The 18,755-nt window shown below is 47.4% G+C and carries 16 protein-coding genes and 1 tRNA gene; 16 read left to right on the top strand and 1 reads right to left on the bottom strand.

Going from position 1 to position 18,755, the window contains the following annotated elements; genetic code table 11:
- The first annotated feature begins 134 nt into the window (after positions 1-134).
- A complete protein-coding gene (locus tag OCV99_RS07645; RefSeq protein WP_262575170.1) occupies positions 135-4,928 on the top strand; it encodes a CotH kinase family protein in 4,794 nt (1,597 codons plus the stop codon).
- 168 nt (positions 4,929-5,096) lie between these two features.
- Positions 5,097-6,281 (top strand): ATP-binding protein, encoded by a 1,185-nt coding sequence (locus tag OCV99_RS07640; RefSeq protein ID WP_158369500.1) that lies wholly within the window; start codon positions 5,097-5,099, stop codon positions 6,279-6,281.
- Positions 6,282-6,467: 186 nt separating this feature from the next.
- Here the strand turns inward: OCV99_RS07640 and OCV99_RS07635 are convergent.
- A tRNA-Leu gene (locus OCV99_RS07635) sits at positions 6,468-6,550 on the bottom strand.
- 139 nt (positions 6,551-6,689) lie between these two features.
- Between OCV99_RS07635 and sdaAB the strand changes: the two genes are divergently transcribed.
- The 14 genes from sdaAB (at position 6,690) to OCV99_RS07565 (ending at position 18,754) form a co-directional block, all read left to right on the top strand.
- The gene (gene sdaAB, locus OCV99_RS07630) at positions 6,690-7,361 is read left to right on the top strand and encodes an L-serine ammonia-lyase, iron-sulfur-dependent subunit beta (RefSeq protein ID WP_158369499.1); all 672 of its coding nucleotides are present in this window, start codon (positions 6,690-6,692) and stop codon (positions 7,359-7,361) included.
- Between the two features lie 43 nt (positions 7,362-7,404).
- On the top strand, positions 7,405-8,277 hold the full coding sequence (sdaAA, locus tag OCV99_RS07625; RefSeq protein ID WP_158369498.1) for an L-serine ammonia-lyase, iron-sulfur-dependent, subunit alpha: 873 nt from the start codon (positions 7,405-7,407) through the stop codon (positions 8,275-8,277).
- Positions 8,278-8,420: 143 nt separating this feature from the next.
- On the top strand, positions 8,421-9,398 hold the full coding sequence (locus OCV99_RS07620) for a beta-ketoacyl-ACP synthase III (RefSeq protein WP_158369497.1): 978 nt from the start codon (positions 8,421-8,423) through the stop codon (positions 9,396-9,398).
- Between the two features lie 19 nt (positions 9,399-9,417).
- Positions 9,418-9,642, top strand: a complete 225-nt coding sequence (acpP, locus tag OCV99_RS07615; RefSeq protein WP_158369496.1) for an acyl carrier protein — start codon at positions 9,418-9,420, stop codon at positions 9,640-9,642.
- Positions 9,643-9,666: 24 nt separating this feature from the next.
- On the top strand, positions 9,667-10,605 hold the full coding sequence (gene fabK / locus OCV99_RS07610) for an enoyl-[acyl-carrier-protein] reductase FabK (RefSeq protein ID WP_158369495.1): 939 nt from the start codon (positions 9,667-9,669) through the stop codon (positions 10,603-10,605).
- On the top strand, positions 10,598-11,527 hold the full coding sequence (gene fabD / locus OCV99_RS07605) for an ACP S-malonyltransferase (RefSeq protein ID WP_158369494.1): 930 nt from the start codon (positions 10,598-10,600) through the stop codon (positions 11,525-11,527). Before fabK ends, fabD begins: the two co-directional genes overlap by 8 nt.
- Entirely contained in the window at positions 11,521-12,261 is a 741-nt protein-coding gene (gene fabG, locus OCV99_RS07600; protein ID WP_158369493.1) for a 3-oxoacyl-[acyl-carrier-protein] reductase, read from the top strand. Before fabD ends, fabG begins: the two co-directional genes overlap by 7 nt.
- Entirely contained in the window at positions 12,258-13,499 is a 1,242-nt protein-coding gene (gene fabF / locus OCV99_RS07595) for a beta-ketoacyl-ACP synthase II (RefSeq protein WP_158369492.1), read from the top strand. The genes fabG and fabF overlap by 4 nt, the downstream gene beginning before the upstream one ends.
- Before the next feature lie 14 nt (positions 13,500-13,513).
- The gene (accB, locus tag OCV99_RS07590; protein ID WP_158369491.1) at positions 13,514-13,933 is read left to right on the top strand and encodes an acetyl-CoA carboxylase biotin carboxyl carrier protein; all 420 of its coding nucleotides are present in this window, start codon (positions 13,514-13,516) and stop codon (positions 13,931-13,933) included.
- A 16-nt stretch (positions 13,934-13,949) separates the two neighbouring features.
- Positions 13,950-14,396 (top strand): 3-hydroxyacyl-ACP dehydratase FabZ, encoded by a 447-nt coding sequence (fabZ, locus tag OCV99_RS07585; RefSeq protein WP_158369490.1) that lies wholly within the window; start codon positions 13,950-13,952, stop codon positions 14,394-14,396.
- The gene (locus OCV99_RS07580; protein ID WP_158369489.1) at positions 14,389-15,741 is read left to right on the top strand and encodes an acetyl-CoA carboxylase biotin carboxylase subunit; all 1,353 of its coding nucleotides are present in this window, start codon (positions 14,389-14,391) and stop codon (positions 15,739-15,741) included. The genes fabZ and OCV99_RS07580 overlap by 8 nt, the downstream gene beginning before the upstream one ends.
- Positions 15,731-17,449: an acetyl-CoA carboxylase carboxyltransferase subunit alpha gene (locus OCV99_RS07575; protein WP_158369488.1), complete on the top strand. Its 1,719-nt coding sequence runs from the start codon at positions 15,731-15,733 to the stop codon at positions 17,447-17,449. Before OCV99_RS07580 ends, OCV99_RS07575 begins: the two co-directional genes overlap by 11 nt.
- 97 nt (positions 17,450-17,546) lie before the next feature.
- Positions 17,547-18,023: a MarR family winged helix-turn-helix transcriptional regulator gene (locus OCV99_RS07570; RefSeq protein WP_158369487.1), complete on the top strand. Its 477-nt coding sequence runs from the start codon at positions 17,547-17,549 to the stop codon at positions 18,021-18,023.
- A complete protein-coding gene (locus OCV99_RS07565) occupies positions 18,023-18,754 on the top strand; it encodes an NAD-dependent protein deacylase (protein ID WP_158369486.1) in 732 nt (243 codons plus the stop codon). Before OCV99_RS07570 ends, OCV99_RS07565 begins: the two co-directional genes overlap by 1 nt.
- The last annotated feature ends 1 nt before the right edge of the window (position 18,755 follow it).

Here is an 18,755-nt window from a genome sequence, read left to right as displayed (position 1 = left end):
GAAACGTCTGTCAGCTCCGGCAGGCGTTTTTTTATGAAAAAAGCAAAAGAAAACTTGTGCATTTTGCAATAAAGTGTTAAGTTTAAAATAGGTCTTTTTAATTATATTTCATGAAAAAAAGGAGGCGTATGAGAATGCAGAAAAAAAGACGGAAGCTTCGTCTGATAAGCTTGCTTTGTGGTGCGGCAATGTTGGCAGGGCTTATCAATCCGGCAATGTTTGGAGGCGGAGCTTCGGAAGTTGAGGCGGCTGATGCGATTGAGATCAGTACGCCGGAGGAGTTACAGAAGATTGGCAAGGATGCAGCATATCCATTATCGGGCGATTATGTCCTGAAGAATGACTTGGATATGGCGGGAAGTGTCTTTACTCCGATCGGAGGAATCGAGGGCGAGAAAGGAACGGTGTCAGGTGATAATGTGTTTTCCGGCACATTTGACGGACAGGGGCATTTGATTTCCAATCTTACGATGGAAGTGAAAGAGGATTTTACAGGCAAAACCAACTATGCGCAGATCGGGTTATTTAGTGTTGTTGCATCTGCAAGCGAGGCGGATTATGCGTCTGTGAAGAATCTTGTATTTGCCAATGTTGACATTACCGTAGACATTACGGGCGGCCTGGCGGCGGCGGGAACTCTTGCAGGGGAAGTGAACGGTTATGCTGCGATTGAGAATATTGCTGTTCTTGACGGAAGCATCAAGGTAAATGGTTCCAACCAGTGTGATACGGTGGGCGCAGGAGGCCTGATTGGGGAATGCCGTACAAGCGCGTCGATGGGCAACAACTTTATTACTGTGAAGAATATTTACAATGGCGCGGAGATTCTTGCCGGAAGTTCTACTGCTAATGAATTCTCCGGCGGTATTATCGGACGGGTGTCTATATCCAATTGTAAAGAAATTTCAGGATGTGTGAATGTGGGTTATACCAGTTTCAGAGGCGAGCTGGGGTATGCGATTGCTCCATTTGCAAATGGTGCGGATAATAGCTGTGTGAAGAATTCTTATTTCCTGTTTGCAACCGGAGAGCCATCCGGTTCCGGAACGGTTGAGGTGTCAGAAGATGAGCTGAAATCCGGTGTGCTTCCGGAGAATCTGGACGCGGAAGTGTGGTATGCATCCACAGACAGTTATCCGCTTCTTCAGATCTGTAAGAACGAAGGACCGTCCGGTTATCTTGGTCTGCTTGCCCTTGCGCCGGAATTTGCAAAGAATGAGAATGCTAACAGTGTTACAAAGGACTTTACACTTCCGGATTCCGTGGGAGATGTGAAAGTCACCTGGACCAGCAGCAATCCGGATGTTATTGCGGTCGAGGGGACGACGGCGAAGGTAAAAGGTGTGTTGTCGCCGGTGAAGGTTGTGCTGACGGCTTCCACAGAAGATGGTAAGACCAGGAAGTACACCATAACAGTTGTGTCCAATATAACGGCGGAATTTGACCAGAATTATGCGAAGGCGGGAACGGCATTGACAGTTTCCGTGCAGAATGCGCCGGAAGATATGGAGTGTACGTATCGGTGGAGTGTTGGCGGCAGTACGTTAAGCGGTGTTACAGGGAATACTTATACACCAACAGAGAATGATCTGGAGAAGTTTATTAAGGTTGTCGTAACAGCCACGAATTATGATGCGTCATGGGAAGTTAGCACGTACATGAGCGAGCTTCCGGTAATCTATATTGACACAGAGGATAACCAGGACGTTATTGTGAAGGATACTTACAAAGATGCGAACATGCGTATCCAGGGAAGTGATAATTTCCAGAAAGATTCGGTTCTGTATGATGGGCTGACGGAGATTAAGGGGCGCGGTAATTCCACGTGGGATTATGCGGCGGCGAATGGCCTGAAGAAGCCATATAAACTGAAGCTGGATAAAAAGACGGATGTCCTTGGTATGGGCAAGAGTAAGCACTGGGTTCTTTTGGCAAATGTGATTGACCATACAAATATGAGAAATGAGCTGGTGTATCAGTTCGCGGCGGATATCGGAATGGAGTGCTATCTGGATGCAGAACCGTGCGTGCTGATTCTGAACGGCGAATACCGTGGATTCTACCAGATCGCAGAGCATAAGCGTGTGGATGAAGGAAGAATCGAAGTATTTGACTGGTGTGCTCTGGGAGAAGATATTGCGGCGGCGATTGCGGATGCCGAAGGATTTTCAAAAAATGATACGTCTGCGTTGGAAGAACAGGTAGGCGAGCTGGATTTGAGCTGGGTTGATACCGGAAATGTGGTATATAAAGGAAAGACTTATAAGGTTTCTGATTATTATACAGAAGAGATTCCGGAATTTACCGGAGGATTTGTATTTGACATGGATTTCCGCCTGGGACAGTCAAAGTTCATCTCCAAATTCTATACGGATTATGGATATCCGATGTTCTTTGAGGCGCCGGAATATGCGAAGACCAGTACAACGATGATGGATTATGCGAAGACTTATCTGCAGGCATTTGAGAATGCGCTTCACGACGATGATTTCTATGCGGAGTATGACGGAGAAGAAGTGCATTACAGTGAGCTGTACGATGTAAAGTCCCTGCTGCAGAACTGGTTTGTGGTAGAGTATACGATGAACTGGGATGCGATGAAGAACAGTACCCTGATGTATAAGGATTTAGATGACGTGATGAAGATGGGGCCTGTCTGGGATTTTGACTGGTGCTGGGGCAATATCAATATGTACAGTAATTCAGCGGTATGGGTAGTGGAAGGCTGGCATACGACACAGGACAGCTTCTGTGAACAAGCTTATCAGCGTCAGAATTGGAATCGTTATCTGATCTCGGATCCGTATTTTGCAATGCTTGCCTATGAAGAGTGGGACAGTGTCCGTGCAGTGATTGAGGATATGATAAAAGACGGCGGAAGAATCGACCAGCTTACAGAGCAGTATCGTGCGGCGTCTGTGGCGAATGATGAAAAATGGAGTTCTACTTATAACAGGTACAGCGGTTATGGCGTGACGAATGGACAGGTAGTTTACAAACAGGGCGAGACCTTTGACGATGCGATAAATACGATGAAGTATTTTATTGAAAACCGTGTGGCATGGCTGGATAAGCAGTTTACGTCCGTAGAGAATCTGCTGAGTTCCTGGGGCCGTTACAAAGGGTCCAATGCACTTACTGTATCGGATATCCAGACATTAGAATCAGGCGAGACATCTATTACAGCAAGTGTTACCAATAATAATATTAAGAAAATTGCTTTCTATGTGAATGGTATCCGTGCGGGAGAAGCGGATGTTACAAATGGAAAGGCAGTTCTTGCGGTGGATGATACAGCATTCAGAAATGGTGAGAATGTCAATAATATGGTTCAGATTCGTGCGATGGATGCGTCCGGGAAATTCTTAACCAGCGGTTCCAGTGTTATGACGAACTATAAGATGTTCCAGAAGACTACGGAAACCGTAACAAAACTGACAGGAAAGGTTTCCGTCGAGGGAGATGCGGTTGTCGGTTCAGAATTAAAGGCGGTTGTGACGGATACGAATAATACGGGTACTCTTTCTTATCAGTGGTACGCGGATGGAAATGCAATTGAGGGCGCTGTAGAAGAAACTTATGTCCTGACAGACGGTGATGCAGGAAAGAAGATCAGCGTTGCGGTTGGAAGTTCTGTGGAAGATGGAACGATTGTGAGCGCAGAGACGGCGGCAGTGGAAGAGAAAGAGCCGGATGTGCCGCCGGTAACGAAGGATGCGTTGAAACAGGCAATCGAAAATACCGCAAAATTAGAGGCGGATGATTATACTGCCGATTCTTGGGAAGTATTCCAGGAGGCTTTGAATAAGGCAAAAGAAATCCTGGGTAAAGAAGATGCAACGCAGGAAGAGGTGGACAATGCAAAGACTACATTGGAAGAGGCGCAGAATGGGCTGAAAGAAAAGCCGGATGTGCCGCTGGTAACGAAAGATGCGTTGAAACAGGCAATCGAAAACACCGCAAAATTAGAGGCGGATGATTATACTGCTGATTCCTGGGAAGCATTCCAGGAGGCTTTAAATAAGGCGCAGGTAATCATGGATAAAGAAGATGCAACGCAGGAAGAGGTAGACAGTGCAAAGACTGCATTGGAAGAGGCACAGAATGGGCTGAAAGAAAAGCCGGTGACACCGCCGGATGACCCGGTTATTACCGTTGACAAGACGAAGCTGGAAGCAGTGATTCAGGAAGCAGAGAAGCTGAAGGAATCTGACTATACAGAAGCTTCCTGGCAGGTATTCCAGGAGGCTCTGCAAGATGCGAAATCTGTGAATGAAGAAAAAGAGCCGAAGCAGGAAGATGTGGATCGGGCGGCAAAGGAGCTGACAGAGGCAATGGAAGCGCTTGTGCCTGTTGGAAAACTGCCCTACATAGATGTTGCAGATACCGATTGGTTCTACAAGGAAGTGGCTTACAACTATTATGCAGGAACTATGACAGGTATAGATGGCACCCATTTCGATCCATACACAACGCTGGTACGTGCGCAGTTTGCAACCATTCTTCACAGAATTGAAGGAACGCCGAAGGTAACGTATACGAACAGATTCCCGGATGTACCGGATGAGCAATTTTATTCAGATGCAGTTTTATGGGCGGCTGAGGCAAAGGTTGTTACAGGTTATACAGACTCCGGTTATTTTGGAACAAACGATCCGATTACCCGTGAGCAGATGGTAGTTATGATGTACCGCTATGCCGATTACAAGGGATACGATACGTCAAAGACTGCAGAAATCAGCAGATTTACAGATGCCGGTACGGTAAGTGAATTTGCAGAAGAAGCCATGAAGTGGGCGGTTGAGAATGAGATTATCTCCGGTAAGAAGAATGACAATGGATCCTACCGCCTGGATCCGCAGGGAAGCACAAGCCGTGCAGAGTGCGCAATCATTATTCAGAGATTCATGGAAAAATTTGAAAAATAAAATAGAAATGTTTTGTTAGATTCACGAGGGCGCTGTCGGGAAATAGGCAGCCCCTTTTTAAATCTATATAAGTCTAGTGGATTTTATAACGAAAATTGACGGAAATGAACGTAAAATGATTGACAATAACGTAAGCTCATGCAATAATATAGTTGGAGGTGGTATTACATGTTCAAAGTGAATCCATACCGACCGGGAGCGGGATTAATGCCGACATATCTTGCTGGCCGTGACGAGGATATAGATAATATTGAGCAAATGTTCATTGCACTAACAATGAATGTTCCAACACAATCTGTTATTTTTAGTGGATTAAGAGGCGTAGGCAAAACGGTTCTTATCAATAAATTACAGAAGATAGCAGAGGATAAGGATATATTTTGTAAACACATAGAAGTAGAAGAACGGAATGATTTCATTTCACAAATTGCAACTTGTTCACAAGCTTTTTTAAGAAAGGTAAGTGCAAAAGAAAAATTTAAGAATTTAATACAGAAACCATTAGATGCAATAAAAGCTTTAGTAGTGTCTTTTGATCCAAATGATAATACTTTTTCGCTATCTTTGCAAGAAAGGGAATTGTATAAATCTACGAATCTAACACAAAGTTTAACAGAAGTGTTCACGACAATTGGAGAAACAGCTTATAAATCAGAGATACCTATATGCTTTTTTATTGATGAAATCCAGTATATGAAAGCAACAGAATTAGGTTCCTTGATTGCCGCATTACATCGCACGAATCAATTAGGATATCCAGTAATGATTATAGGTGCTGGTTTACCTAAGATATACAAAATGTTATCAGATGAAAAATCATATTCAGAAAGACTTTTCTTATATAAAGAAATTGGTTCATTGACAGGAGAACAGTCTCGAAAAGCTATTGAAGAACCTGCAAAAAAATTTGGAATATCATACACAGATGAAGCAATAACTGAAATCATAAATATAACAAAAGGTTATCCATTTTTTATTCAACAATTATGCCAAATCGTGTATAAAGAAACTAATAAAAATATAATAGAGATTGATGACATCAAAAATATTATAGAAATGTTCTTTAATACTCTTGATACTGGATTTTTTAAAGTTAGATATGAGAGATGTTCAGATGGAGATAAAAAATTTATATTCGCAATGGTAAAATGCGATGAACTGCCGTGTACGATTTCAAATATAGCAGGGCAATTAAAAAAGAAAGTAAAAACTATTTCTCCAACTAGAGCGCAGTTAATAAATAAGGGTATTATATACCCGGTTAGGCACTCAGAATTGGATTTTACAGTACCGGAATTTAGCGGATTTGTTCAAAGATCGGACGAATATAAACAATGGTGTAAAGAAAAATAAATAAGTAACAAATACAAAGCATTTGGAGAATAAATATCCAGGTGCTTAATTTTTTACAGAAAAGCAAACTCAGGCGGTCAAGCAAACAGGTTGCATAAGAATTGTAATCACCTGTGATGGTACTTAAAGATGAGATAAAAGAAAAAGAACCCTTGAAAATCAAGGATTCCTTTACCTTATCAACCATGCGGAGAAAGGGACTTGAACCCTCACAGTGTTGCCACCACTAGAACCTGAATCTAGCGCGTCTGCCATTCCGCCATCTCCGCTGACAAAAGCTATTCTATCACAGTTTTTCCAATAAGGCAAATACTTTTTTTGAATTTGTGAAAAAATATTTGTAATGCCTGCGAATCCCCAGTATAATGAAGCTAGTATTAAATGTACGAAAGGTAAGAGGGACGTCATATGGGAAGTATTTTTGACATTTTAGGGCCAATTATGGTGGGACCATCCAGCTCACATACGGCAGGGGCTGTAAAGATTGGTCTGGTTGCCAGGCAGCTTTTGGGAAAACAGCCGAAAAAGGCGGAAATCTATTTGTCAGGTTCTTTTGCGGCAACGGGGGAAGGGCATGGAACAGACAAGGCGATTGTGGCCGGGCTCCTGGGGATGAAACCGGACGATATGAGAATTCCGGACAGTTATGAAGTTGCGAAGGAAGCCGGGATGGAATTTACAATGGGGAAGAAGGAGATTCGGGGCGCGCATCCCAATACAGCGCTGATGATGCTGGAGGCAGACGGGGCGGCGCCGCTTAAGATTCAGGCATATTCCGTTGGAGGCGGAAGGATCAGGGTGAGTATGCTGGATGACATGGCGGTGAATTTCAGTGCGGAAATCAATACTCTGATTGTTCATAATGTGGATCAGCCGGGATGTGTGGCGGATGTGGCGAATGTTCTTAGCAGAAAGAAGATTAATATTGCAACCATGCAGTTGTTCCGTGATAAGAGGGGCGGTTTTGCGGTGATGGTAGTGGAGACGGATCAGATTATATCAGAGCAGGCGCTTGACTGGCTGCGGGGGATGGAAGGAATTAAGAAAGTGACCTTCCTGAATGTGTCGGGCATGGTGTAAGAAAGTGTTCTTGAGAAAAGATTACAGGAGGAAATGAAAGCGTATGTCATATCGATCAATAGAGGCGGTAGAGAAAAAGTGTGAAAAGGATGGCATTGATTTTTGGAAGGCGATTCAGCTTGAAGATTGTGATGAACAGGGGATTACAGAAGAAGCATCCTGGAAGATGATGCAGAAAATGTGGTATGCGATGCGGGATGCGGTGGATGCATATGAGCCGGAACTGGTATCAAGAAGCGGGCTGGTAGGCAGAGAAGGCGGACTGATGGAAGCGTATCAGCAGGCAGGAGATACCTTGTGCGGAGATTTCGTGTCTAAGGTCATGACGGTAGCATTGAAGATGGGGTGCAATAATGCCTGTATGAAGCGGATTGTAGCGGCACCAACGGCAGGTGCGTGCGGAGTAATGCCTGCGGTGCTGGTGACTTATTACCGGGAGCATGAGGTGCCGGAGGAGAGAATGATTGAAGCAATGTATGTGGCTGCCGGAGTAGGGCAGGTGATTGCGAACCGTGCATTTCTGGCAGGCGCGGCGGGAGGATGCCAGGCGGAGATTGGTTCCGGTTCTGCTATGACGGCGGCGGCAATCTGTTACCTGAAAGGCAGCAGCATTCCGCAGATGGGACATGCGGCGGCGATGGCTCTTAAGAACCTGATGGGTCTGGTGTGCGATCCGGTAGCGGGGCTGGTTGAGGTTCCCTGTGTGAAAAGGAATGTAGGCGGGGCAGTCAATGCCCTTGCGGCGGCCGATATGGCGCTGGCAGGTATTAGCAGCCGGATTCCGGTGGACCAGGTCATTGACGCAATGCGGGAAGTCGGGGAGAAGATGGATGTAAGCCTTCGCGAGACAGGTGTTGGTGGCGTGGCAGGAAGCCCTGCCGGGCAAGAAGTTGCGGAGAGAATGATAAAAGCATAGAGGGTGTGAAAAAAAAGATTGCGCTAGGCGCAATCTTTTTTCTTGACAGAGACCTGATCATGATATATACTTTGAAAATCAAATAATTCTAATTACAAAATATTTTATATACAAAATAAATAAAGGGAAATGGAGAAGAAGAAATGACAGGTGTAATATGTGGAACTGGTTCGTGCGTGCCGGTTCATACATTGGACAATCATGACATTGCGAAGCTGGTGGATACCAGTGATGAGTGGATCCGGGAACGGACGGGGGTGGTGCGCCGCCATATTATTGAAAAGGAGACTACGGTATCTATGGCGGCAGAAGCAGGGAAAAGAGCGCTGGAGGATGCCCGGATCGGGGCGGACGAGGTGGATATGATTCTTGTTTCTACCATATCGTCGGATGTGGTCTTGCCCTGTGCGGCATGTGAGGTACAGCGGCTTCTCGGTGCAGAGAATGCGGTGGGCTTTGACTTGAATGCGGCATGCAGCGGTTTCGTATTTGCTTATCAGACGGCGCAGGCATATATTGCAAGTGGAATGTGCCGGACGGTTTTGCTTGTCGGAAGCGAGAGTCTTTCCAATCTTACAGACTGGCAGGACAGGGGAACCTGTATTTTATTTGGCGACGGAGCCGGAGCTGCGGTCGTGAGAGCTGTGGAAGGCAGAAGTTATAAGATAGCAGCCCATTCTGACGGTGGGAAGGGCGAAGCCCTGACCTGCAAGAGCCGGTTTGTGAAGGACTGGAAGAAAATCCCTGAGAAAGATACTTATATGAAGATGGACGGCAGGGCAGTATTTCAATTTGCAGTAAAAAGAGTTACGGAAGTCATCGGGGAAATCCTGCGCAAGAATGAAATGGAGATAGAGGAAATTGATTATTTCATCCTGCATCAGGCAAATCGGAGAATTGTAGAAGCAGTGGCGAAAAGGCTGAAGATAGAGATAGACAGATTCCCCATGAATCTGCAGGAATATGGGAATACGTCTTCAGCCAGTATTCCGATTTTGCTGGATGAGCTGAAGAGGAAAGGAAGCTTAAAAAACGGGCAAAAGATTCTGATGGCAGGATTTGGCGCGGGACTTTCCTGGGGAGCGTGCATTACAGACTGGGTGTCTGATGCAAAAGAATAGATAGAAAAGGAGAAATATCATGGAGGAAAGAATTATTGAAATAACGGCAGAAGCTTTGGGAGCAGACGCGGCAGGTATTACGGCAGACACAGCATTTAAGGAAGACCTGGATGCAGATTCTCTGGATTTATTTGAACTGGTAATGGCGTTGGAAGAAGAATTTGATGTGGAAATTCCGACAGAAGATTTGGAGAAGATTGCAACGGTGGGCGATGTAGAGAAATATATTGAAGAGCATAAATAAGAGAAGTGTAGGTGAGGATTCGTTATGAAGACAGAGATAACAAAGCTGTTGGGAATTGAATATCCAATCATCCAGGGCGGCATGGCATGGGTTGCAGAGTATCATCTTGCGGCCGCAGTATCAAATGCCGGAGGACTGGGGCTGATTGGGGCGGCCAGCGCCCCGGCGAAGTGGGTGAGAGAGCAGATTCAGGAGGCAAAGAAACTAACGGATAAGCCTTTTGGAGTGAACATTATGCTGATGAGCCCTTATGCAGATGATGTGGCAAAGGTAGTTGTGGAAGAAGGCGTGAAGGTTGTGACTACAGGCGCCGGAAGTCCGGAGAAGTATATGAAAATGTGGAAGGAAGCAGGGGTGAAGGTCATCCCCGTGGTGGCGTCGGTTGCCCTTGCAAAGCGGATGGAGCGCTGCGGTGCAGATGCCCTGGTGGCAGAAGGCACGGAGGCGGGCGGCCATATCGGCGAGAACACGACTATGGTACTGGTTCCCCAGGTGGTGGATGCGGTCAGCATCCCGGTCATTGCGGCAGGAGGGATTGCAGACGGCAGAGGAGTAGCGGCTGCATTTATGCTGGGGGCAAGGGGCGTCCAGCTGGGAACTCATTTTGTAGTTACAAAAGAGTCCATCGTACATGAAAATTATAAGGACCGGATTATCAAGGCGAAGGATATTGATTCCCGTGTGACGGGAAGAACCGCCGGACATCCGGTGCGTGCGCTGCGCAATGAGATGACGAAGAAATATCTGGAGCTTGAGAATAAGGGAGCGGGGTTTGAAGAACTGGAGCAGCTTACCCTTGGCGGCCTGCGCAAGGCTGTAGTTGAAGGCGATGTAAAGAACGGCAGTGTCATGGCGGGTCAGAGCGCTGCCATGGTAAAGGAGAAGCTGTCCTGTAAAGAATTGATTGAGAAGCTTGTGCGGGAGACAGACACATTAATAAAAGGAGTCGGTTTGTATGAGTAAGACGGCATTTATTTATCCGGGCCAGGGAGCCCAGACGGCAGGGATGGGAGCGGATTTTTATGAACACAGTGAACTGGCAAGGGAAGTCTTTGACGGAGCATCCCGGCTGCTTAGGCTGGACATGAAGGCGCTGTGCTTTGAAGAAAATGAGAAGCTGGATATTACGGAATATACCCAGGCGGCAATGGTGACAACCTGCCTTGCTATGACGAAAGTGATCGAGGCAGAAGGGCTGAAGCCGGATATTACCGCAGGACTTAGCCTGGGAGAGTATTGTGCCATTGCAGCAGCAGGCGGAATGAGCGCCATGGATGCGGTGAAAACGGTACGTGCAAGAGGGATCCTGATGCAGAATGCAGTTCCGGCAGGTAAGGGCGCTATGATGGCGGTCCTTGGCATGAGCGGAGAAGAAATCGAACAGGTAATTGGAAGGATGGAACAGGTCTCGGTGGCAAATTATAACTGCCCCGGGCAGATTGTTATTACCGGAGAGACAGAAGCGGTAAAGGAAGCGGGCGAGCGGCTGAAGGAAGCCGGGGCAAAGTGCACCGTCCTTTTGAATGTCAGCGGCCCGTTCCATTCTCCTATGCTGAGAGAAGCGGGAGAAGAGCTGGGAAAGGTGCTGGATACGGTCCCATTTACTCCGCTTCAGATCCCTTACGTAACCAATGTAACAGCGGAGGCCGTGGAAGATATTGCATGTACCCGGAAATTGTTGAAGGAGCAGGTAAGTGCTTCCGTACGCTGGCAGCAGAGTATGGAATATATGATAGCAAATGGGGTGGATACGTTTGTAGAAATCGGCCCGGGCAGGACACTGAGCGGATTTATGCGTAAGATTAACCGGGATGTGGAGATGTACCATATCAGTACATGGGAAGATATGGAGGCTGTTTTGAGTAGGAGGAAAGAGCCATGTTAGATGGAAAGATTGCTGTGGTGACTGGAGCGTCCCGGGGCATTGGCAGGGCGATTGCCATAGAGCTTGCGGCAAGAGGCGCGCTGGTGGTGGTTAATTATAGCGGTTCTGAGAGCCGGGCAATGGAAGTGAAACAGGAAATAACGGCACAGGGCGGCAAAGCGGACGTCTGGCAGTGTGATGTGTCTGATTACGGCGCATGCGAAGCTTTCATGCAAGGGGTGATTCAGAAATATGGCAGGATTGATATTTTGATTAATAATGCAGGAATTACACGGGACGGACTTCTGATGAAAATGTCGGAGGAAGATTTTGACCGTGTATTGGATGTGAACCTGAAAGGCGCGTTCCATACGATTCGTTTTGCATCCAGACAGATGTTGAAACAAAGAGGCGGACGGATTGTCAATATGTCTTCGGTAGTTGGAATTGCCGGGAACGCAGGACAAGTCAATTATGCGGCTTCTAAGGCCGGCATTATCGGCCTTACCAAGTCGGCGGCGAAAGAGCTGGCGTCCAGAGGGATTACGGTAAATGCGATTGCGCCGGGATTTATTGATACGGAGATGACGGAAAATCTTTCTGATGCAGTGAAGGAAGCGGCAGCAGCACAGATTCCCCTCGGAAAGTTCGGAAAGCCGGAAGATGTGGCGAAGACGGCAGCTTTTCTGGTATCAGAGGATGCCGGATATATCACCGGACAGGTAATTCAGGTAGATGGAGGAATGGCAATATGAGGAAGCGGAGAGTAGTGGTAACCGGTTTGGGCGCTGTGACGCCTATTGGCAATAATGTGGCGGATTTCTGGAGCGGCGTGAAAGAGGGAAAGGTCGGTATCGGACCGATTACAAAGTTCGATACGACAGATTATAAGGTAAAAAATGCGGCGGAAGTAAAAGGCTTTGTGGCGAAGGAATTTATGGATTTCAAGGCGGCAAAACGGATGGAACCGTTTTCTCAGTATGCGGTTGCAGCAGCGAAGGAAGCGTATGCGGACGCAGGACTTGACATAGAGAAAGAGGATGCCTTCCGTGCTGGGGTAATTATCGGCTCAGGCATCGGAAGCCTGCAGGAAGTGGAGAAGAGTTATGCAAGGATTCTGGAGAAGGGACCCAATAAGGTGAATCCTTTGATGGTGCCTTTGATGATTTCCAATATGGCAGCGGGAAATGTGTCTATCCAGCTTGGATTCCGTGGAAAATGTACCAACGTGGTGACGGCGTGCGCTTCCGGTACCAATTGTATCGGAGATGCCTTCCGTGCCATCCAGTATGGCGATGCGGAAATTATGGCTGCAGGCGGAACTGAGAGCTGCATCTGTCCTACCGGCGTGGCAGGATTTACGGCGCTGACGGCGCTGTCCCAGACAGAAGACCCCATGCGTGCTTCCATTCCATTTGATAAGGAGAGAAATGGTTTCGTAATCGGAGAAGGCGCCGGGGTGGTAATTCTGGAAGAGCTGGAGCACGCAAAAGCACGGGGAGCGAGAATTTATGCAGAAGTGGCAGGATATGGTTCTACCGGAGATGCATATCATATTACCTCTCCGGCAGAGGATGGAAGCGGCGCGGCGAAAGCCATGGAGCTTGCCATGGAAGAAGCGGGAGTGGAGCCGGGAGATGTAGAATATATCAATGCACACGGAACCAGCACCCATCACAATGACCTTTTTGAGACAAGAGCAATTAAGGCGGCTTTTGGTGAGGCGGCGAAGAACGTAATCATCAATTCCACCAAATCTATGATCGGGCATCTTCTGGGGGCAGCAGGAGGAGTGGAATTTATCACTTGTGTGAAATCCCTGGAAGAGGGATTTATACACCAGACGGTTGGTACGAAAGAGACGGACGCGGAATGTGACTTGAATTATGCCATTGGCGCGCCGGTCGAAAAGGAGATTTCGTATGCCATGAGTAATTCTCTGGGGTTCGGCGGGCACAATGCTACGCTTTTGATTAAGAAATATATGGAATAAAAGAGGTTGGAGAGATGGAATTTGAAAATCTGCTGACATTAATGAAGACGATGTCCGATTCCACGCTGACAGAGCTGCGGTATGAAGAAGGCGGCGTGAAAGTCAAGTTGGCGAAACAGTGTGGAAAGAGCCGGGCAGTGGAAAGTGTTTTGGATACTATAGTAGAAAAAGAAAACATAGAAGAAACGATGGATGAAGAGGGGCAGATTGTGAAATCCCCTTTGGTAGGAACCTTCTATGCTGCGCCCTCAGAGGATGCAGAACCCTTCGCAGTGGTAGGCAGTCAGGTGAAAAAAGGGCAGACGCTGGCAATCGTTGAAGCGATGAAACTGATGAATGAGATTGAAAGTGATTATGACGGAACTGTTGCAAAGGTTTATGTAGAAAACGGGCAGGCTGTAGAGTATGGACAGCCTCTGTTCCTTATCGTTTAAGCGGGGAGGATGTAAAGTGAAGCATTTGGATATTAATCAGATAAAAGAAATTATCCCACACCGTCATCCATTTCTTCTGGTGGACTTTATTGAAGATTATGAGCCGGGAGAGTATGCAGTGGGATATAAATGTGTTACATACCGGGAAGATTTTTTCCGGGGGCATTTTCCGCAGGAGCCGGTGATGCCGGGCGTCCTGACGGTGGAAGCGCTTGCACAGGTGGGTGCGGTGGCAATCCTGAGTATGGAAGAAAATCAGGGGAAGACGGCGTATTTCGGTGCAATTAATAACTGTAAATTCAAAGGAAAGATTGTTCCGGGAGATAAAGTCAGGCTGGAGACGCGGATTATAAAAAGAAAAGGACCGATGGGAGTCGGCAGGGCGGAAGCCAGCGTGGATGGAAAGATTGTTGTCAGTGCAGAATTAACCTTTATGGTTGGACAGGCAGGGAAAAATGATTAGGAAAATATTGATTGCAAACCGGGGAGAGATTGCCGTGCGCATTATCCGTGCGTGCAGGGAAATGGGAATTGAGACGGTAGCTGTGTATTCGGAGGCAGATAAAGAGGCGCTGCATACCCAGCTCGCCGACGAGGCGGTCTGTATCGGGCCGGCGCCTTCAAAGGAAAGTTATCTCAACATGGAAAGAATTATCAGTGCCACCATTGTGTCGGGAGCTGACGCTATCCATCCGGGATTCGGATTCCTGTCGGAGAACAGCCGGTTTGCCGAGCTGTGTGAGCAGTGTCATATTACCTTTATCGGACCGGGGTCAGAGGTTATTGCAAAGCTTGGCAACAAGCAGGAGGCAAGGAACACCATGATTGCAGCAGGAGTTCCCGTGATTCCGGGAAGCACGGAACCTATTTATGATGTGGAAACCGGCAGCAGGGAAGCGGAGAAGATTGGGTATCCCGTCATTATCAAGGCGGCGCTGGGCGGCGGAGGTAAAGGGATGCGTGTAGCTGATACGCCGGAGGAATTTGCGGAGAGTTTTCGGACGGCACAGAAGGAAGCGCAGATGGCGTTTGGTGATGACACGATGTATATCGAGCATTTTGTACGGCATCCGAGACATATTGAATTTCAGATTCTGGCAGATGAGATGGGGCATGTAATTCATCTGGGAGAGCGGGATTGCTCTATCCAGAGAAATCATCAGAAGATGATAGAAGAATCGCCCTGCGCTGCGATTTCGGAAGAACTTCGGAAGAAAATGGGCGAGGCAGCAGTGAAAGCGGCGAAGGCGGCTGGATATGTGAATGCCGGGACGATCGAATTTCTGCTGGAGAAAAACCAGAAGTTCTATTTCATGGAAATGAACACCAGGATTCAGGTGGAGCATCCGATGACCGAGTGGGTAACCGGGATTGACTTGGTGAAAGAGCAGATCCGGATTGCATCAGGACTTCCTCTTTCTTACCGGCAGGAGGATGTGCAGTTGAAAGGACATGCAATTGAATGCCGGATTAATGCGGAAAACCCGGCGGAGGGATTTCGTCCGTCTCCCGGTCTGATTACAGATCTGTATCTGCCGGGCGGTAAAGGAATCCGCGTAGATTCTGCTGTTTACAGTGGATGCACGATTCCGCCTTATTACGATTCTATGATTGCGAAGCTGATTGTCTGGGCGCAGAACCGGGAGGAAGCTATCCGCAAAATGCAGAGTGCGCTGGGTGAGGTAATTATAGAAGGAATTGATACGAATGTAGATTATCAGTATGAGATTTTTAATCATCCCGATTATTTGTCAGGGAATATTGATGTGGAGTTTATTGAGAATAAAGTGATTGGTTATGAAGATTGAAAATATGTTTAAGAAAACGAAGCAGTCCCGTATGCGGCGCAGCGGCAGTGCCCTGAAAGGGGCAAGACCCCAGGTGCCGGAAGGGCTGCTTTGCCGATGTAATAAATGCGGTGCTGCGATTATTGCCGAGGATGTAAAGCAGGGTTACTATATTTGTCCAAAATGCGGCGGCTATTTCCGTGTCCATGCCCGGCGCAGGATACAGATGATTGTAGACGCGGGAACATTTGAAGAGTGGGATGAAAACCTGAAGGGGCAAAATCCCATGGATTATAAAGGGTATGAAGAGAAACTGCAGAATGTGCAGGAAAAGACCGGACTTCGGGAAGCAGTTGTGACCGGGCGCGGAAAGATTGAAGGAAATGATGTAGTGTTGGGCGTCTGTGACGGACGTTTTCTGATGGCGAGCATGGGCTGGGCCGTAGGAGAGAAGATTACGAGGGCGGTAGAGCGTGCGACGAAGGAGCAGCTCCCAGTCATACTCTTTGCCTGTTCCGGCGGAGCCAGAATGCAGGAAGGAATCACATCCCTTATGCAGATGGCGAAGACTTCTGCCGCATTGAAGCGGCATAGTGATGCCGGACTTCTTTATATTTCTGTGCTTACAGACCCTACCACCGGAGGGGTGACCGCCAGCTTTGCAATGCTTGGAGACATCATTCTGGCAGAGCCAGGGGCATTGATTGGGTTCGCCGGTCCACGGGTGATTGAACAGACCATCGGACAGAAACTGCCCAAAGGGTTCCAGAGTTCTGAATTCTTGCTGGAGCATGGTTTTATTGATAGAATCATCGGGCGGGAAGAGATGCGTGAGGAGCTTTCACAGTTGATAAAGCAGCATAAGAAGCAGACGGCGCGAGAGTGTCCGGCAGGGACTCCTGCGCAGGCTGGGGAACAGTTTGCGAAAGAGCGGGAATCGGAGCCGGAAAAAACTGCATGGGACAGGGTCCTTTGTTCCAGAGAGAAAAACCGTCCGGTAGGGACGGATTATATAGAGGAACTTTTTGAAGACTTTATGGAATTACATGGAGACCGCTGCTTTGCGGATGACCGGGCAGTCGTAGGAGGAATTGCAAGCTTCCATGGGATTCCGGTTACTGTGATTGCACAGGCAAAGGGAAGAGATACGAAGGAAAATATTGAACGCAATTTCGGTATGCCTTCGCCGGATGGATACCGGAAAGCGCTGCGCCTGATGAAGCAGGCGGAGAAGTTCGGCAGGCCGGTAATCTGTCTGGTAGATACACCGGGAGCCTTCTGTGGGATTGAGGCAGAAGAAAGAGGACAGGGAGAGGCAATCGCAAGAAATATTTATGAAATGTCAGCACTGAAAGTCCCGACGCTGTCCATTGTTATTGGAGAAGGCGGAAGCGGCGGCGCCCTTGCCATGGCAACTTCGGATGAAGTGTGGATGCTGGAGAATGCGGTTTATTCCATTTTATCACCGGAAGGATTTGCAAGTATTCTGTGGAAAGACAGCACGAAGGCGAAAGAAGCGGCGGAGGTAATGAAGCTGACGGCAGCAGATTTGTATGAAAGAAAGATGGTAGAACGGATCATTCCGGAGCCGGAACATCTGACGAAGGATTCGATGGTGCAGGTAACGGAAATCCTGGACGGCGAGATCCTGAAATTCCTGCATAAGTATGGAACGATTACGCCGGATGAACTGGCAGAGAGGCGTTACAAAAGGTTCAGGATGATGTAAAGAATCAATGTAAGAAATCTAAAAAGAAAGGATTGATTCTTTGTGCCGACAGTGGGTATAATAAGAAAAGGAAAGTTTACTGGAAGAGGGAAATGCAATGGATGCGTATAAGACAATCAATGATATTCTGGTTCACCTGATTAATGAAATCTGGGAGTTGGAAGGAAAAGCGATTATTACAGAAGAATTTAAGGATATTACCAACACTGATATGCATATTATGGAAGCAATCGGTCTGGGAGAGGGGAATAATATGTCTTCCGTTGCAAAGAAGCTGAATATTACCGTAGGTACACTTACCACGGCGATTAACAATCTTGTCAGGAAGAAGTATGTAGAGCGGTACAGAAGTGACGAGGATCGGAGAGTCGTGATTATTAAGCTGACGGACAAAGGAATCCATGCCTACCACCATCATGCGGATTATCATCATCAGATGACGCAGGCAATCTTAGATAAACTGACAGAGGATGAGATTCCGGTTCTTATGAAGACATTGGATGGACTGACAGAATTCTTCCATGGCTATAGTAAGCAGGGAGAATCGAAGAGTATGCCGGAGGAGGAAGCGTAATGTATGAGAATGAAGTGAAGAAACTGCAGGAAATGATTGACGACAGCAGCAATATTGTATTTTTTGGCGGGGCGGGAGTATCCACGGAAAGTAATATTCCGGATTTCCGAAGCGCCGACGGGCTGTACCGGCAGAGCTACAAGTATTCGCCGGAGCAGATCGTAAGCCATAGTTTCTTCGTGCATCATACGGAAGCATTTTATGAATTTTATAAAGAGAAGATGATGTTTCTTTCGGCACAGCCGAATCCGGCGCACAGGAAACTGGCGGAACTGGAAGCAAAAGGAAAGCTGACAGCAGTCGTTACTCAGAATATTGACGGCCTTCATCAGGCGGCAGGCAGCAGGAATGTACTGGAACTCCATGGAAGCATCCACCGCAATTACTGTCAAAAATGCGGCAGGTTCTACGATGCGGCATACGTGAAACATGCAGAGGGGGTACCTCGGTGCCAGTGCGGCGGTCTGATTAAGCCGGATGTGGTTCTTTATGAAGAAGGGCTGGATTCTGGAATCATACAGAAAAGCATCCGGGCAATCAGTCAGGCAGATATGCTGATTATCGGCGGAACATCTCTGGTGGTGTATCCGGCGGCCGGATTTATTGATTATTTCAGAGGAAAACATCTGGTGGTGATTAATAAAAGCGCGACAGCAAAGGAAGTGGGGGCTGAGCTTAGCATTGCTGCGCCAATCGGACAGATACTGGGGCAGATCGTCGTTTCACAGTAGC

Source organism: Dorea acetigenes (assembly GCF_025567385.1).
GTDB lineage: Bacteria > Bacillota > Clostridia > Lachnospirales > Lachnospiraceae > Claveliimonas > Claveliimonas acetigenes.
Note: the sequence above shows the minus strand (reverse complement) of the source record. Positions and strands in the feature narration are given on the sequence as shown.

Bases quoted from the DNA above. Each gene is read 5' to 3' on its own strand.
- OCV99_RS07645 (WP_262575170.1), top strand. From the start codon at position 135: ATGCAGAAAAAAAGACGGAAGCTTCGTCTGATAAGCTTGCTTTGTGGT.
- OCV99_RS07640 (WP_158369500.1), top strand. From the start codon at position 5,097: ATGTTCAAAGTGAATCCATACCGACCGGGAGCGGGATTAATGCCGACA.
- sdaAB (WP_158369499.1), top strand. From the start codon at position 6,690: ATGGGAAGTATTTTTGACATTTTAGGGCCAATTATGGTGGGACCATCC.
- sdaAA (WP_158369498.1), top strand. From the start codon at position 7,405: ATGTCATATCGATCAATAGAGGCGGTAGAGAAAAAGTGTGAAAAGGAT.
- OCV99_RS07620 (WP_158369497.1), top strand. From the start codon at position 8,421: ATGACAGGTGTAATATGTGGAACTGGTTCGTGCGTGCCGGTTCATACA.
- acpP (WP_158369496.1), top strand. From the start codon at position 9,418: ATGGAGGAAAGAATTATTGAAATAACGGCAGAAGCTTTGGGAGCAGAC.
- fabK (WP_158369495.1), top strand. From the start codon at position 9,667: ATGAAGACAGAGATAACAAAGCTGTTGGGAATTGAATATCCAATCATC.
- fabD (WP_158369494.1), top strand. From the start codon at position 10,598: ATGAGTAAGACGGCATTTATTTATCCGGGCCAGGGAGCCCAGACGGCA.
- fabG (WP_158369493.1), top strand. From the start codon at position 11,521: ATGTTAGATGGAAAGATTGCTGTGGTGACTGGAGCGTCCCGGGGCATT.
- fabF (WP_158369492.1), top strand. From the start codon at position 12,258: ATGAGGAAGCGGAGAGTAGTGGTAACCGGTTTGGGCGCTGTGACGCCT.
- accB (WP_158369491.1), top strand. From the start codon at position 13,514: ATGGAATTTGAAAATCTGCTGACATTAATGAAGACGATGTCCGATTCC.
- OCV99_RS07580 (WP_158369489.1), top strand. From the start codon at position 14,389: ATGATTAGGAAAATATTGATTGCAAACCGGGGAGAGATTGCCGTGCGC.
- OCV99_RS07575 (WP_158369488.1), top strand. From the start codon at position 15,731: ATGAAGATTGAAAATATGTTTAAGAAAACGAAGCAGTCCCGTATGCGG.
- OCV99_RS07570 (WP_158369487.1), top strand. From the start codon at position 17,547: ATGGATGCGTATAAGACAATCAATGATATTCTGGTTCACCTGATTAAT.
- OCV99_RS07565 (WP_158369486.1), top strand. From the start codon at position 18,023: ATGTATGAGAATGAAGTGAAGAAACTGCAGGAAATGATTGACGACAGC.